Annotated in this window: 16 protein-coding genes; 8 read left to right on the plus strand and 8 right to left on the minus strand. The window is 70.7% G+C overall.

Annotation, left to right across the window (positions count from 1 at the left end):
* Positions 1-231: 231 nt before the first annotated feature.
* The gene (locus tag ABZ990_RS28540; RefSeq protein ID WP_361237589.1) at positions 232-1,161 is read right to left on the minus strand and encodes a peptidase; all 930 of its coding nucleotides are present in this window, start codon (positions 1,159-1,161) and stop codon (positions 232-234) included.
* A gap of 100 nt (positions 1,162-1,261) precedes the next feature.
* Positions 1,262-1,693 carry a TerD family protein gene (locus tag ABZ990_RS28545; RefSeq protein ID WP_361237592.1) on the minus strand — a complete coding sequence of 144 codons (432 nt, stop codon included), beginning with the start codon at positions 1,691-1,693 and terminating at the stop codon, positions 1,262-1,264.
* A gap of 280 nt (positions 1,694-1,973) precedes the next feature.
* Between ABZ990_RS28545 and ABZ990_RS28550 the strand changes: the two genes are divergently transcribed.
* Entirely contained in the window at positions 1,974-2,273 is a 300-nt protein-coding gene (locus ABZ990_RS28550) for a DUF6342 family protein (protein WP_361237595.1), read from the plus strand.
* Positions 2,274-2,381: 108 nt separating this feature from the next.
* On the opposite strand, the gene ABZ990_RS28555 is transcribed toward ABZ990_RS28550, so the two are convergent.
* From ABZ990_RS28555 to ABZ990_RS28565, 3 genes are all read right to left on the minus strand, one after another.
* Entirely contained in the window at positions 2,382-2,858 is a 477-nt protein-coding gene (locus ABZ990_RS28555; RefSeq protein ID WP_361237598.1) for a hypothetical protein, read from the minus strand.
* Positions 2,859-3,146: 288 nt separating this feature from the next.
* Positions 3,147-5,129 (minus strand): serine/threonine-protein kinase, encoded by a 1,983-nt coding sequence (locus tag ABZ990_RS28560; protein WP_361237601.1) that lies wholly within the window; start codon positions 5,127-5,129, stop codon positions 3,147-3,149.
* A 91-nt stretch (positions 5,130-5,220) separates the two neighbouring features.
* Entirely contained in the window at positions 5,221-6,702 is a 1,482-nt protein-coding gene (locus ABZ990_RS28565) for a substrate-binding domain-containing protein (RefSeq protein ID WP_361237604.1), read from the minus strand.
* 244 nt (positions 6,703-6,946) lie between these two features.
* On the opposite strand from ABZ990_RS28565, the gene ABZ990_RS28570 reads away from it, so the two are divergent.
* Positions 6,947-7,900 (plus strand): NADP-dependent oxidoreductase, encoded by a 954-nt coding sequence (locus tag ABZ990_RS28570; RefSeq protein ID WP_361237607.1) that lies wholly within the window; start codon positions 6,947-6,949, stop codon positions 7,898-7,900.
* Between the two features lie 34 nt (positions 7,901-7,934).
* Here ABZ990_RS28570 and ABZ990_RS28575 read toward each other — a convergent pair whose 3' ends face one another.
* The gene (locus ABZ990_RS28575) at positions 7,935-8,171 is read right to left on the minus strand and encodes a DUF397 domain-containing protein (protein ID WP_361237610.1); all 237 of its coding nucleotides are present in this window, start codon (positions 8,169-8,171) and stop codon (positions 7,935-7,937) included.
* The gene (locus ABZ990_RS28580; RefSeq protein WP_361237613.1) at positions 8,168-9,004 is read right to left on the minus strand and encodes a helix-turn-helix transcriptional regulator; all 837 of its coding nucleotides are present in this window, start codon (positions 9,002-9,004) and stop codon (positions 8,168-8,170) included. The genes ABZ990_RS28575 and ABZ990_RS28580 overlap by 4 nt, the downstream gene beginning before the upstream one ends.
* A 184-nt stretch (positions 9,005-9,188) precedes the next feature.
* Here ABZ990_RS28580 and ABZ990_RS28585 point away from each other — a divergent pair, with 184 nt between their 5' ends.
* The 6 genes from ABZ990_RS28585 to ABZ990_RS28610 all read left to right on the plus strand — a co-directional run bounded on the left by ABZ990_RS28585 (position 9,189) and on the right by ABZ990_RS28610 (position 14,139).
* The gene (locus ABZ990_RS28585; RefSeq protein ID WP_361237616.1) at positions 9,189-9,578 is read left to right on the plus strand and encodes a hypothetical protein; all 390 of its coding nucleotides are present in this window, start codon (positions 9,189-9,191) and stop codon (positions 9,576-9,578) included.
* A complete protein-coding gene (locus tag ABZ990_RS28590; protein WP_361237619.1) occupies positions 9,575-9,919 on the plus strand; it encodes a hypothetical protein in 345 nt (114 codons plus the stop codon). The genes ABZ990_RS28585 and ABZ990_RS28590 overlap by 4 nt, the downstream gene beginning before the upstream one ends.
* Positions 9,920-10,228: 309 nt before the next feature.
* Complete coding sequence (locus ABZ990_RS28595; RefSeq protein WP_361237622.1) at positions 10,229-11,590, plus strand: aspartate aminotransferase family protein; 1,362 nt, start codon at positions 10,229-10,231, stop codon at positions 11,588-11,590.
* A gap of 458 nt (positions 11,591-12,048) precedes the next feature.
* Entirely contained in the window at positions 12,049-12,753 is a 705-nt protein-coding gene (locus tag ABZ990_RS28600) for a GntR family transcriptional regulator (RefSeq protein WP_361237625.1), read from the plus strand.
* Positions 12,754-12,939: 186 nt separating this feature from the next.
* Positions 12,940-13,593 (plus strand): hypothetical protein, encoded by a 654-nt coding sequence (locus tag ABZ990_RS28605; protein WP_361237628.1) that lies wholly within the window; start codon positions 12,940-12,942, stop codon positions 13,591-13,593.
* 60 nt (positions 13,594-13,653) lie between these two features.
* Positions 13,654-14,139 carry a GNAT family N-acetyltransferase gene (locus ABZ990_RS28610; protein WP_361237631.1) on the plus strand — a complete coding sequence of 162 codons (486 nt, stop codon included), beginning with the start codon at positions 13,654-13,656 and terminating at the stop codon, positions 14,137-14,139.
* Positions 14,140-14,218: 79 nt separating this feature from the next.
* On the opposite strand, the gene ABZ990_RS28615 is transcribed toward ABZ990_RS28610, so the two are convergent.
* A complete protein-coding gene (locus tag ABZ990_RS28615; RefSeq protein WP_361237663.1) occupies positions 14,219-14,983 on the minus strand; it encodes an SLATT domain-containing protein in 765 nt (254 codons plus the stop codon).
* Positions 14,984-15,223: the final 240 nt, after the last annotated feature.

Raw genomic sequence — 15,223 nt, forward strand, 5'->3', positions numbered from 1 at the left:
GCATTCTCGATCATAAGGTCGGCTTGGGGGAGTTCGAGAGGTGTCTCGCTCGCGAGTGCGGCACGGTCGCCGCCCCACCCCGCCGCTCAGCCGTCCAGTCGAGACCGCCGGTCCGTCCCGATGTCACCGTCCCCGGCCTGATCCGGGGACGGTGACGACAACTCGCGTGGTGACGCCGGGACTCACGGCCGGCTCACCAGGGGGTTTGGTTACGCCGTTGCTCCGGAGCGCTTACGCGTTCTGCGCTCCGTTGAAGACCTGCCAGGCGGCGTCCCGGTAGTACGCCCAGTAGGCGTCGCCCCAGGACCCGAAGTAGCTGCCGGTCTGGACCGCCGAGCCGTCGTTCTGGTAGTTGGCAATGAACGGGCCGCCACTGGCGCCGCCGCTGAGGCCGTTGCAGTCGCGCAGGCTGACGCCGCCCTGGTACGAGTCGTACGGCATGCCCTCGCACCAGACGGCGTAGTCCTTGTCGCCCGGTATGCCGATGGCGTGCGCGTAGTTGTTGGTGGCCCAGTTGAAGCCGATGCCCGAGCCGCCGACCACGTCCTGGACGTGCTGCCCGGTGTTGCCGCCGGTGCTCAGGACGATGAAGGCGTTGTCGCCGCCGGGGGAGGTGTCGTCCTCGCGCCAGCCCATGGAGCGCCAGTTCCACCAGCCGTGCGGGGCGTTGCCCCGGTCGTAGCCGGGCGCGAAGCGGAAGTTGGTGAACGTCTGGTGGGTGTCGATGTCGATGACGCAGTGCCGGCCGGTGGAGATCACGTCGTGGTTGTTGCTGGTGACGACGTTGGCGGTGCAGATGTAGTCGCCCTTGCCGGGGACGGTGAACACCAGGCGGCCGGTGGTGCCCCAAACGCTGGCGGCTGCGGTGGAGTTGACCGCCTTCGTCGACGGCTTGGTGGCCGGGATGAGCCTCGGCTTGCCGTGAGCGGTGTCGGAACCGCGCGGCGCCTTGGCGGACGGTGCCTTCGCCGGGGCATCGAGCGGCTTGGCCTTGGCGAGGCGCTGCGGGGTCCAATAGGCGTCGAGCTTCGCCTCGGAGGTGTGGTTGACGGCGGTGCCGGCCATGGATGACGGGGTGGGGGTGGCGGCCAGGGCGGCGGTCTGGGCGCACGCGATGAGCGCGGCGGCGGCCGCGGTTGCGGCGAGTGCAGTTCGGCGCACGATGGTTCCCCTTGGTGATCGGAAGTCCCGGTGAGGGACGAGGACTTCGCAATCGTGCGGGGGACCGATCACCGGACGATAAACGAGTGATGCGCCGCCGCTACCGGGCCGAGCGGGGCACGGCCGTAGTAGTCGGGCAGGTCGTCGCGGAAGGTGGCGACCACCCGCTCGACGGCCGGTTCGATCCGCGGCAGGTCCAGCTCCAGCCACTCGGCGAGCTGCCCGTCGTCCGCCCCGTGCCCAGGTGCCGTACGCCTCCGGACGGGTGGGAGGGCCGGCCGTGGAAGACGATGTCGGCGTCGCCGCGCACCGAGCCGGTCGCGTCGAGCAGCAGGGCGGCGGCCTCCACCGTCGGGCCTCCGGGCGCCTGGAGGCATCCTGCGGCGACTCTCAAAGTGACGGTCGGCACAGGGGCGTTGGCTCCCTTGGGCCGGTGCGTCATGCGGCACATGGTGACAGTGGGGGCAATGCGAAGAACAGGTGCAGGGGAGCCTTGAAGGAATCGCGACACTATGTCCCGGTTCGCCGGCATGGAATCGACTCCGCATGGCGGAGATAGTCGCCTTTGGCGGACTTTCTTCTCTCGTGTCCGCAAATAGGCCAATGTTTGATCAAGTCCGACCTAAAGCGGAAATTTTCGGAAGATCGCGCTCCTTTCGTGAGGGTGCTGGGTAGATTCCCGGCTGACCCGGGTGGGGCAACATCCAACCCGGACAGGGGAGTTCTTTCATCGGGCATGCCCGAACGGACCTCACGTCGTCACCGTGCGACGGAGCCGGATCGGCGGCCCGCACAGCAGGGGAGAAGGCACCATGGGTGACGTCGATCTCGGTGTGGCTTCAGGCTGGGACGAGGGCGATTTCCACGGCCGCGTCAAGCTCCAGGACAACCGGACCTACCCGGACACGCCCGAGAAGGACGTGCTCATCACCAGCCCGAACAGCATCGAGCTGGTCATGAACGGCAACCACAGCTCTTCCCGGGAAGCGGACAAGATCTACTTCACGACCTACCACGGCTCCACGAGGAAGGTCGTCGGCATCCTGGACTCCGATGGCAACCTCCGCATCGCCGGGAAGGTCATCACGGACCAGAAGGACATGGACCTGTAGAACCGGTCGTCCGCTCTGACGGCATGCGGGGCGGCGCCGATCCGGCGCCGCCCCGCGCTGCGGATCGGCCGGACCTCCCCCGTTGCCATGAAGGGAAGGGGATGGTCGTCACGCGCTCGGGGTCGCCTGCTCGCCGCCGCCGAGGGTGTAGCGCTTCTTCAGGACCGCGTCGAGCTTGCCGGAGCGCCAGATCGACATGACCCAGGCCGTGGGCAGTTGGAGCGTGTACAGGGCCAGGAACGAGTAGATGGCCGCGGCGTTCAGGAGTTCACCCGGATTGGTCCATCCGTCGGCGATCGTTCCGGCGAGGCCGAGGACCAGCATGTAGAGGGCGCCGTCGACGAGGACGGTCCGCCAGCGCGGCAGCGGCGAGAGCAGCCGGCGGGCCAGGGTGAGGACGGTGAAGCAGATGACCAGGAAGACGGCCTGGTACTCGCACCACAGGAGCTTGTCGGTGCCGAGAGGGCCGGACTCGTTGTCGAAGGCGAGCGAGGACGCGGTATCCACCACGGTCCCGGTGACCCATGAGATCAAGGTGACCCAGGCGGCGTAGCCGAGTGCGCTGCGCCAAGGGGTGAACATCATGATGCTCCCTTCGCGGCCCCGCTCGGAGCCGCCGGCGCAGTCATCATTCCACTTCCGCGCGAGCGCGACTCGGCGGGTTCTCGCCACCAACTTGCCCTGTCGGCCAAGCCCATTGGGTGATACCAGACTCGACGCGCGCTCTGCTACCGCATCGGCAACCGCGCGCATGCGACCCGCCGGAAGGACTTCCTACAGGACGTCTGGCTGGAGTACGGGCCCGATCGGATCCCGCCTCACCGAGACCTGAAGCAGGCTTCCACGTCTCGCGGGCCAGACCCGAAACACGCCCTAGCTCCGCTCGAAGTCGCTCGGCTCGCTCTCCGGGATCAGGCCGTAGGAGAACAGGTGGTCCTTGCCCTTCACGCGGACGATCCGAAGGCTGCTGGGGCCGTTCTCGACGCAGTCGTCGTTCCAGACGTCGGGGTCGCGGGTCTCCGGGCCGATGACGAGCAGCGGGCCCGCGCCCGCGACGACGGCCGTGGTGACGCAGTGGATGTCCTCGGAGGTCACATTCCCCTCGGCGTCGGTGCGCGGGTACCACTGCTCGAAGCGGACGAGCGGTACGCCCACCGGCCCCTGGGAGATCGTGAGTTGGAAGGTGTAGCGCTCGGCCTCGCCGGGCGGCGGGGCGGCGAGCGGGGTCTGCTTCCAGTCGCCGAGGAACGCGGCGGGGACGGCGCTCGGGCCGGACCTGGCCCGCTGGAAGGTGGCCTTGGCGACCCCGGAGCTCCACTCCACCACGTCGTTCGACCGCAGCCGCAGGGTCTGGCGGGCGGCCGGAGTGCAGCGTCGTTCGGGGATGCTCGCGCTGATCTCCCCTTCGCCGAGGACGAGTTCGCTGTCGTTCGCGGACTTCAGGACGGCCCAGCCGATGCAGAGCAGTTCCTCGGTGGTGTGCGTGTAGACGGCGGTCCTGGCGCCCGCCGCGCCCTGCGTGATCTCGATCCGGACGGTCTCGTTCGGGAGGTCCGCCGTGCCCTTCAGGACCCCCTCCCACGCGCCGAGAAACGCCGTCGGAACGATCCCGGGCGGCCGGGTCGCGCCCGTGTGCGCGGTGCTGTCGCCGCCGGCCGCACCGCTGCCGGGCCGGGGCCAGAGGGTGTACGCGAGAGCCAGCGCGCCCGCCACGACGACGGCCGTCGCCCCGAGCAGCAGCCCGCGCCGGCGCCGCCGGGGGACTGTCGTGGCGGCTTGGTCTCCGAGGGGGCCGGGGGCGGGATCAGGGGCAGGACCGGGGGACGGGTTCGGGTTCTGGTTCGGCCCTGGGCCCGGGGTAGGGGCCGGTTCCACTGCCGTCTCGTTGGTCGGCAGCGGTTCGGGGACGGGCCCGGCCGCGCCCTCCCCGTACGCCGCGCCCTCCCCGTACACCCCCGCCGGGGCCGGGTCCTCCGCCTCCAGCAGCCGCGCCGCGTGGCGGCCGAGCCGGGCGAGGACGGCGGCGGGGAGCCAGGGGTCGGTGAGCGTGAGCGTGTCGGCGAGGTCGGTCGCCGTCGGCCGGCCCGCCGGGTCCTTGACGAGGCAGGCCCGGATCAGCCCGGTGATCTCCGGCGCCACCCCCGCCAGATCGGGCTCGTCGTGCGCGATCCGGTACATCGTGGAGTGCAGCCCGCTCTCCGACCCGCCGAACGGCACCCGCCCGGTCGCCGCGTACGCCAGCACCGACCCCAGGCAGAACATGTCCGACGCGGGCGTCACCTTCTCGCCCCGCACCTGCTCCGGCGACATGAACCCGGGCGAGCCGACGACCGCGCCCGTCGCGGTCAGCCCGCCGTTCGTGACCGTGTCGAGCGCGCGGGCGATGCCGAAGTCGATGATCTGCGGGCCGTCGACGGTGAGCAGGACGTTCGCCGGCTTCAGATCGCGGTGCACGAGCCCGGCGGCGTGGATGTGGGTGAGCGCGCGGGCGAGCCCGGCGGCGAGGCTGCGGACCGTGTCGGGCGGCAGCGGGCCGTGGTCGTCGCCGACGACCGTACGCAGGGAGGGGCCGGGTACGTACGCCACGGCCACCCACGGTGTCCCGGCCTCGGTGTCCGCCCCGAGGACGGGCGCGGTGCCGACCCCGTCCATCTTCTCCAGGGCGGCGACCTCGCGCGCGAACCGCAGCCTGAACTCTTCCTCCGCCGCGAGTTGCGCGTGCACGACCTTCACCGCGACCACCCGGCCGCCCGCCGAGCGGCCCAGGTACACCCGTCCCATCCCGCCCGCGCCGAGTCGGCCGAGCAGCCGGAACGGCCCTATGGAGGACGGGTCTTGTGCGCTCAAGGGATCCACGTCGGAAGAGCATGCCAGAGGTGCCAGAGGAGACCCACTGGCTCCTCGCCGATCCGCCGCCGACTCTCCGCGAGACGGTCGCCGTCCTTCCTCAGCCCCCGCCGCAGATCCTCAGGCCCTTGGGCGTCGCGCACGGCAGATGCCCGTGCGTCCCGATCACGGCCTGGCCGCCGCCCCGGGTGAGATACGTGAGGAAGGCGGAGGCGAGCGAGTCGGCGGGCGGCCGGCCGTAGGTGTAGACGTACTCGATCTCCACATACGGATAAGGGGAGTTGCCGATCTCGTCCACGTTCGGACGGCGCCCGTCGATCGCGATCCGGTGGAGTCCCGGCAGGCTGGTGCCGGAGCGCAGTTCGGTGTAGCCGATGGCGCCGGGCACTTGGGCGACAGCCGCCAACACCTGCTCCGTACTGTCGAGTTCACAGCGCAGAGCCCGGGCGTCCGGGTCGTCCCGGGTCATGCAGTTCTGGGAAGAGTTGGCGGGTTCGTTGCGGCCGAGGACCCGGCGCTGGAAGATCTCCCGCGTACCGGAGGTGGCGCCCCGGCTGACGATCCGCACCGGCAGATCCGGGCCGCCCAGTTGCTTCCAGTCGGTGACGTCCCCGCGGTAGAGACGGCGGAGGTCGGCGAGAGTCAGGTCGTCCAGCGAGACGGCGTCGTTGACGACGACCGTGTAGAGGGAGACCGCGACCGGATCCTCGCGCAACTGCGGGTAGCCGGCGGGCTTGCGGCCGTCGGAGAGGGCGAGGAGCGCGGGGGACCCGGCGGACGTCTTCGCGCCCTGCTCGGCGAGCTGCCGGATCCCGGCCGTGGACCCGTGCGGGTCGACCACGATGGTCGCGCCCTCGCACTCCTTCTCGTACTGCCGGGCCAGATCGCGCACCACCGGCGCGAAGGCCGTCGACCCGGTGACGGTGAGTGTGCCGCGCGCGCAGCCCATCGGCGGCCGGGAACCGTCCCGCAGCACGATGATCGAGGCGAGGACGATCACACAGGCCGTGAGCGTGACGACGACCGCACGAGCGGCCCTCCCGAACAGCGGGGGCTTGTCGTCGAAGGTCGTGCTGTGGTTCGGGTGGATGTCCCCGTCGCGGATCTCGCCGGTCACGGCGATCGGACTGCCCACCGGCCCGCCCGTGAGCAGCACGAGCAGCTTGAAGTACTGGCCCCGGTTCAGTGCGATCTTCGGCAGTCGCACCTCGGAGCCGGTGTGCCGGACCGCCGCCGCGCTGAACGGCGCGTGGGTGAGGGCGACCGCGCGCACCGTACGGGCGGTGAAGTCGACCGTCAGCCCGTGGGTGTCCAGGTTGTAGTCCTCCCGGCCGATCGAGACCGAGCCGTCGTTCTCGATCCGCAGCAGGACGAGGGTGGCGTCGGTCATCCCCGGCTGCTCGTTGAACAGCCCGAGCCGGGCGTCGTCCCGTTCCCCGACCGTGGTGTCGAGCTGGACGCGGTGCCCGATCCGCTTGCGGCGCGGCACCCGGCGCTCGATCAGGAGGACGGCGAAGGTCACACCCACGCCGAGCAGCGCCGTGACGACGGCGATGACGTTCTCGGGGCTGATCCAGTCCACGGGCGAGACGGTACGGACGGGGGTGCGGGACTGGGGGCGGGGTCGTACGTCCGCCGTCCGGTGTTCGTCCTTCCGTCACCTGAGGCCCTCGGGGATCCCGGGGCCGGGGTGCGGGTGGGGCTCCGGCCGGGGTGGTGACCGGGGCCGTCACGCAGGGCTTCCACCTGGTGCCGGTATCTGTTGCCGGGGTCGGCGGGCGTGGGTGTAATGGCCCCGAGGGGGCTTCCGTAGGAGGAGATCACCCATGCGCGTCGTCGAAGTGACCACCTACGGCGGACCCGAGGTCCTCGACATGGTCCGCCGTCCCGAGCCCGCGGCCGGAGAACGGCCCGGCCGGGTGCGGGTACGGCTGCACGCCGCCGGTGTCACCATCACCGACCTGCGGATCCGTGCCGGTCTGTACGCCGACGAGCTGAGCCCGCTGAAGCCCCCCTTCGTCCTCGGCGCGGACTTCGCGGGCAAGCTGCTCGATCCCGTTCCCGGCCCCGAGGGCGAGCTGCCGGTGGGCACCCGGGTGGCGGGCTTCGTGCCCTGGTACACCGAACGGAGCGGCGAGGGCACCTACGCCGAGATCGTCCAGGTCGAAGCGGGCTGGCTGGCGCCCATCCCCGACGACATCGAGTTCACCCAGGCGGCCTCGGTCCCCCTGGCCGCCGTCACCGCCCACCAGGGCCTCGAACGCCTCGCCCTGCCCCGTGGCTCGACCCTGCTCGTGACCGGGGCCAGCGGTGTCGTGGGACGTTTCGCCGTCCAGTTCGCGGCGGCGGCCGGACTGAACGTGATCGCCGTCTCCTACGCGGGCGACGAAAGCGAACTGAAGGTCCTCGGCGCACAGCACTGTGTACGGCGCGGCGACGGGGAGGAGATCCTCGCGGCGGTCCGCGCGGTCGCCCCCGACGGGGTCGACGGAGTTTTCGACGGCGCACTCGTCAGCGAGACGGCGCTGCCCGCCGTGCGGAACGGCGGTGCCTTCATCGCCCTCGCGGACGACCGCACGCCGGTCCCGGTACGCGACATCCGAGTGGAGACGGTTCTCGGCCGGCCGGACGCCGTGTTGCTGGCCAAGCTGCTCAAGCAGGTTCAAGCCCGCGAGCTGATCACCCGAGTGGCCGATGTGATGCCCCTGGAGGAGGCATCCGAGGCACACCGCCGAGCGGAGGAGGGCCGCCGGCCCGGACGCATCATCCTGATGATCTGAGGATGAAACGGTCCGGGCCCGCCGGTGTGGTGCGTCAGCCCTGCCAGGACACGAAGGTGTCCCAGGCCGTCGGTGCGACGGTGAAGGTGGGGCCGTCCTGGACCTTGGAGTCGCGGAGGTGGACGGAGTGGGGGCAGGTGGCGACTTCGACGCAGTCGCCTCCGCTTCCGTCGCTGTACGAGGACTTACGCCAGTCGAAGGCGATCTCGACGCAGTTGGCGCCGCTGTCGTCGCTGTAGGAGGACTTGAACCAGCTCAGAGTCGCGCTCATGATCCTTCTCTCGCCAACCGCTCGATGAACGCCAGCGATTCACGGGCGCCCAGGGCCTGTGTCCGGATCTTCGCATAGCGTTGGGTGTAGATGCTCACCTTGGCGGGGTCCGTGGAAGACAAGCTTTCGTCTTGCACTTCCAAGTAAGTGATCCGGTCGTGTTCGTACGTTTCGGCGATGTTCAGTTCGCCTCGCGCTCCCGCGAACTCGCCCATCAGGGCAGCATCCAAAGGTAGGACGAAGACGCTGACGTTACGACGGCGGGCGCATTCGGCCAGATGCTCCAGCTGCTCGCGCATGATCTCCCAGTTGCCGAACGGGCGGCGCAGAGCCGCCTCATCGACCACCAGCTCGATCTGACACTGCGGCTTCCGGTCGAACAGAACCTTCCGGCTCATGCGTGCCTGAAGTAGCTCTTCGACCCGTTCCTCGCTCTTCTCCGGGAAGCCTCCCGTCATCAGTGCGCGGGCGTACCGCTCTGTCTGGAACAAGCCATGGACAAGGTAGTTGGCGAAGAGGAGCAGGGTGATCGCCGACTGTTCCATGCCCAGGTAGCCATCGAACTTCTTCGGCATCTTCTCCATGCGGACCCAGAGTCGCATCCCCTCGAAGAACTCGACATCGTCGCCCAGCGCCTTCCCGAGCTGCATCAGCATCTCGTCGCTCACCGGCTGCGCCAGCGTCTCCATCGCGCTCACCGCCGCGCCGGTGTACCCGATGAGCTCCCCCAGCTGGTCCTGCGTGAGCCCCATGCGCTGGCGCATATGCCTGACGACGAATGCCACCATTCGCGCCGCGGGTCCCGCTGATTCCTTGTTCTTGGAGCGCGCCATTCGATTTTCCTTTTCGAACCGGAACCGGTCTCAACCGGTCTCAACCAACCCCTGTCGAATTCAACTGCTCACAAGGCGAGTTGCCCCTGGTTAAGGGCTTGCCGAGGTGCCTTCGCAGTCGTGGAAAACGCTATCCCCAGTACGGGACGATGTGCAGGTGATCTCAGAAAAGAGCCAGCGAAATGTGGCTGCCTGCGATTGGGTTCCGCCTTCCGGCATTCATCTCCGCAAGGCCGGCATCCATTTCGACGCCGTCCGCGTCGACGGCGACGACGGCCGTCGCCTCCTCGCCTGGATGGTCGGCCTGACGGGCGAGGATCCCGGGCCCGTCGTCATCGAGGAGAGCGGTCGGCGCCGGGTCTACTTCCTCGTCGCGCCCGGTTCCACGGCGCACCGCTTGTGGCCGCCGGGCGTGGCACTGTTCAACTGCACCCCCGGGCACATCAGTTACGTCACGGTACCCGCGCTCACCGGCAACACCTGGCCCCTCACCTGGGGCTTCCCGCCGACCGCCCCCGGTCGCTTCGTCCACACCCTGCTCCTGCGGAGCGCGGCGACGGAGATGTTCTCGTGACGGGGAGCGGCGGCCCGGGCGAGGCGTTTCCGCGCCCCAGGCCCACGCCCGACGCGCTGTGGTCGGCCCTCGCGCACGTCGCGCCGCACCGGCTCCGGGAGATGGAACGGCAGCGGGACACGGCCTTCTCCCTCGCCGCCGAACGCGACTCCCTCGGGCCCGTCCGTGGCTGGGTGGCCGTCTGGACGAGGGAAGTGGAGATCGAACGCCGTCCCCACCTCGCCCTGCGCCGTCAGCGCGCGTTGGACCTCCTGCACCGGACGAACGGCAAGACCGCCCCCGCCTTCCGGGTCGCCATGGCCGAACTGCGGGCCATCGAGGACGAAGCGATACGGGAGTGAGCGCGGCGCGCCCCCTCTCCGTACACCGGCACCCTCCGTACCCCGGCCGGGGTCGGCGCCCCGGCCCCAGCCCCGTATCCCGAGCCCCCAGCCCCGTGTCCCAAGCCCCGGCCCCAGCCCCGCCCCACCCCTGGCCTGCCGTTTCGTCCCCAACCCGGACCCCGGCCCGGACCCCCGCCCGGACCCCGGTTCCGGCCCCTTACCCCACCCGGGTCCCCGCCCCGTCCGGCACTCTGTCTCGTACGTCCGGGTCTCGGTGGACAGGATGGTCATGGCCGTCCGTACCCCGGTGTCCCTACCCTCGGCCCCATGACCCCTCACGTCGAACCCGACCCCCAGGCCGGGGCGGCCGTCAAGGCCGCCGACCGCGCGCACGTGTTCCACTCCTGGTCCGCCCAGGGCCTGATCGACCCGCTCGCCGTCGCCGGTGCCGAGGGCTCGTACTTCTGGGACTACGACGGCAACCGCTACCTCGACTTCACCAGCGGTCTCGTCTACACCAACATCGGCTACCAGCACCCCAAGGTGGTCGCCGCGATCCAGGAGCAGGCCGGGAAGCTGGCCACGTTCGCGCCCGCGTTCGCCATCGACGTACGGTCCGAGGCGGCGCGCCTGATCGCCCAGCGCACCCCGGGTGATCTGGACAAGATCTTCTTCACCAACGGTGGTGCCGAGGCCGTCGAGAACGCCGTCCGCATGGCCCGGCTGCACACCGGCCGGCCGAAGGTGCTCTCCGCGTACCGCTCGTACCACGGCGCCACCTCCACCGCGATCAACCTGACCGGTGACCCGCGCCGTTGGCCGTCCGACACGGCCGCCGCCGGGGTGGTGCACTTCTGGGCGCCGTACCTCTACCGTTCCGCCTTCTACGCCACCACCGAGGCGGAGGAGAGCGAGCGCGCGCTGGCCCACCTGGAGGCCACGATCGCGTTCGAGGGTCCGCAGACGATCGCCGCGATCATCCTGGAGACCGTGCCCGGCACCGCCGGCATCATGACGCCGCCGCCCGGCTACCTCACCGGCGTGCGCGAGCTGTGCGACAAGTACGGCATCGTGTTCATCCTGGACGAGGTCATGGCCGGCTTCGGCCGGACCGGAAAGTGGTTCGCCGCCGAGCACTTCGACGTCGTGCCCGACCTGATGACCTTCGCGAAGGGCGTCAACTCCGGTTATGTGCCGCTCGGTGGTGTCGCGATCAGCGAGAAGATCGCCGCGACCTTCGACACCCGCCCGTACCCGGGTGGCCTCACCTACTCCGGCCACCCGCTCGCCTGCGCCGCCGCCGTCGCGACGATGCGGGTGATGGAGGAGGAGAAGGTCGTCGAGCACGCCGCCCACATCGGCGAGACCGTCCTCGGCCCCGGGCTGCGCGAACTGGCCGAGCGTCACCCGTCGGTCGGCGAGGTGCGCGGCATGGGCGTGTTCTGGGCGCTCGACCTGGTCAAGAACAAGGAGACGCGCGAGCCGCTCGTCCCGTACAACGCGGCGGGCGAGGCCAACGCGCCGATGGCCGCCTTCGGCGCCGCCGCGAAGAAGAACGGCCTGTGGCCGTTCATCAACATGAACCGCACGCACGCCGTCCCCGCCTGCAACATCAGCGAGGCCGAGGCCAAGGAGGGCCTGGCGGCCCTCGACGCGGCGCTGAGCGTCGCCGACGAGCACACGGTGTGAGTCGACACGGTGTGAGTCGACATGGCGTGAGCCCCACGTGGTGTGAGACCACGTGGGGCGCGTCCACATGGGTCGAGCGCACATGGGGTTCGTCCACACAGCGGGAGGCCACCCGGGGCGGTCCCACATGGTGCGCCGGCATACGGCGGGATCCCACCTGGTGTGACGTCATCTGAGGCGGCGGCACCCGGCGCACCGCCCCCTGGCCGTACGTATGGCATAGGGGGACGACACATGGCTTTACGGCACACAGTGGGCGGGCCCATGTGCCAACCACCCATGGTGACCGCGCACATGGAGTGAACGCACACGGAGTGTGACCGTCGCATCGCACACAGAAGCCCCCGGGCGGCGCCGAGATCACCTCGCGCCACCCGGGGGTCACGGCGTGTTGATCTTGATTCCGCCCGGCCTGTACTAGGGTGTCCCCCGCGAATTCGGACGGAGGGGGGCCGACCATGCCCTTGGGTGGAGCTGTCACCCGCAACACCCTCCGTCGCCAGATCGCGGATGCGCTCCGTGACGAAGCCCTCGCGGGGCGTCTCCGTCCCGGCGAGGAATTCACGGTCAAACAGGTCGCCGAGCAGTACGGGGTGTCCGCGACGCCCGTCCGCGAAGCGCTTGTCGACCTCTGCGCCCAGGGGCTCCTCGACTCCGACCACCACCGGGGGTTTCGCGTCCACGCGTTCTCGGTGGACGACTACCGGGGCATGGTCCAGGCCCGGATGCTCGTGGTGGACGGCATCTTCCGCAGCCGGAACCTCTACTGCCAGCCCGCCGGCACCGACTTGTCGTACGGGGTCGAACTCGTCTCGATACGGCGCCGGGGCGAGGCGGCGGCCCGCGCGGCGCGCGCCGGGGACCTGGACGTCCTCATCGGCTACGACATCCGCTTCTGGCACGAACTCGGCCGGATCGTCGCCGACAACGACTACATCGCCTCCTTCCTGAACCGGCTGCGCCTGCAGGCGTGGATGTTCACCGTGCCGCACATGCGGTGCGACAGCTACCGGCTGGAATGGCTGTGGAGCGGACACGTCGGCCTGGTCGACGCGATCACGCGCGGCGACGCGGACGCCGCCGTGGCGATCGTCCGCGACTACAACCTGCGCTCCCTGGAGTGGGCCGACCTGCTCGACGGGCGGGACGGCGCCACGGGTTGAGGCGGGGCTTCCCCGGGCAGGCACCCAGGGCACCCCTCGGGCGTGCGGGGTTCACGGGACCCGCACTACCCTGGCCGTTCCCGCACCGATCCCGTACGGGGCCCGTTCGGACACACCGCACGGGCCCCGTACGGGTCGGCGCGGTTCCCGCACCGACTCCTTCAACTGACGGAGAGCGAGCCTCCCTTGGCCTGTGACCTGTGGCTGGTCCCCCTCGTCGACGTGCTGTGCCACAGCCCCGACAACCCCTTCAGCGAGGAACTGGCCGTCTACGACCAGGCCCTGACGGCCGCCGGCATGCCGACCGTGCCCGTCTACGCGTACATGCCTGGCCTGTCCGGCGACGTCGCCCCGGTCGCGGGCTTCGACTACGAGGCCCTGCACTTCCTGCGCCGTGCCTTCCTGCTCCAGATGTGCGGGCTGCCCGTGGAGCCGGTCGGCGAGCTGGGCGGGGACTACGAGCAGCTCCTGGAGATGTTCGAGGCGACGGCGCAACAGTCGCACCTGGTGTGGCACTACGACCACGCGGGCGCGTACGTGCCGGTCGACTTCCCCGTACCCCTGACCTCCGACGCACTGCTGGAGGGCGGCGGGCCGCTCGGCTCCTCGCACGGGCTGCTGCGCGAGCTGCAGTTCGTCGCGCCCGCGATCGGGATCGACCCGATGAACCCGCCCGCCGCGCCGCTGCCGCCGGAGCGCCCCACCGCCCTGGAGGAGCCGGCGGCCCCCACGGCCTTCCCCGACGACCACCCGTTCGCGCGCGAGCGGCACGTCTGGCTGGGTCTGCACGCGGCGGCCACCCGCAGCCTGGGACAGGGATCCATGATCGTTTTGAGCTAGCGGCGGTCCGGCTCCGTGTCTATGCTCACCCCACTTGACCAGCAGGTATGTGGGGGAAGCGTGACTCAGCGGATCAGTGACGGGCAGGGCCGGGCCGTGGTCCTGGAGGAGATCACGGACGGCAACTGGCGTGAGGTCGCCGACGTGGCTCCCGCCGACGACCAGCGCCGGTACGTGGCCGCCCTCGCGGCGCGCTACCTGCTGCTGTCGCTGAAGGGCGGGGTCTGGACCTCGCTCGGCGTGCGTGCGGGCGACGACATCGTGGGCCACGTCATGTGGGCGTACGACGCCGAGGACGGCACGCACTGGATCGGCGGCATGGTGGTGGCCGCCGCCGAACAGGGCCGGGGAGTGGGGCGCGCCACCATGCTGGCCCTGATCGAGCGGCTGTCGGCGCAGCCCGAGTGCCGGGAGATCCGTCTCTCGTACCACCCGGACAACACCGCCGCCGGGCGCCTCTACACCTCGCTCGGCTTCCGGCCGACCGGGGACTTCGAGGACGACGAGGTCGTCGTGGCGCTGACGGTGGGGGCGGCGGCTGTCTGACGGCCGGGGCGGGCGGCGCTCAGGCGCAGGGCTCGCCCCCCCAGAGCCGCCCCGAGCCCCCAGCCCCTCCCGGCGCCGCTCAGCGTGGATCCGGCGGTCGCTGGCGCGGCATGTTCGGGCGGGTGCCCGGCGGCAGCGGGAAGCGGCCGGGGGGCAGTCCGGCGTCGGCGGTACGGGCCGGGGGCGGGCCCGCGATCCGTACGGCCAGCGGGGTCGGACCGGTGCGGAACTCCACCATCCAGTCCGAGGTCTCGGCCCGCACCAGCTCCGTCACGTCCTCCTCGAACCGGCGCAGCACCCCGAGGCAGCGTTCCGCCGCCTCGCTCGCCGTGCCCTCCGCCGGGCCGAGCACCTCGCGCACGCTCTCCGAGGCCCAGTCGAACTGGAGCGTCTGAAGCCGCCGCTGTACGGCCTGCGCGGTCGCCACGCTCCGCATCCAGCCCGAGGTGAGCCCGAAGTAGCGGTCGCAGCCGAAGCAGGCCGCGCCGACGAGCAGCGAGAGATAGCCCCAGCCGAGGCTGCCGGGGGCGGCCCCGGCCACGTCGAGCACCGGCAGCGCGGCGCCCGCGATCACCCCGGCGGCGGTGCCGATGCGCAGGGCGCGGGCCGCCCGGCGCTTCCAGACCCGGTCGGTGAGGTACCACTCGGCGGTCCGCAGGGCGTGCGACTCCACCCAGCGGTACAGCTCGTCGAGGCACGCGGCGGGGGAGGCCCAGTCGCCCACCGGGAAGGGTTCCCCGGTCAGATCCGGTTTCGGGTCGGGCTTCGGGTCCGGTTTCGGGTCGGGTCTCGCGGCCGGACCGTGAGCCTTCCCGGGAATCCCCGGTTGAGGCTGCGGCGGCATGTCCGGCTGCTGACTCACCGGGGGACTCCTCTGTTGTGCTCTGTGCCGATCTGTTCTGTTTCCGCGCTGCGGATGTTCCGCTCGGCGCGGCTCTGTCCGGCTCAGAGCCCGCGAGCCCGCCCCGCGTCCGCCCTTCCTACCGCCGAATGGTGGGCCGCGTGCGCGGAAACGGGGGATATCCGCTCGCAAGAGGGTGGTGATCAGGTAGAGGAGCCCGGGTTTCTCACTCGAAAGAGTTGC

It is taken from the genome of Streptomyces sp. NPDC046203, assembly GCF_040646255.1.
GTDB lineage: Bacteria > Actinomycetota > Actinomycetes > Streptomycetales > Streptomycetaceae > Streptomyces.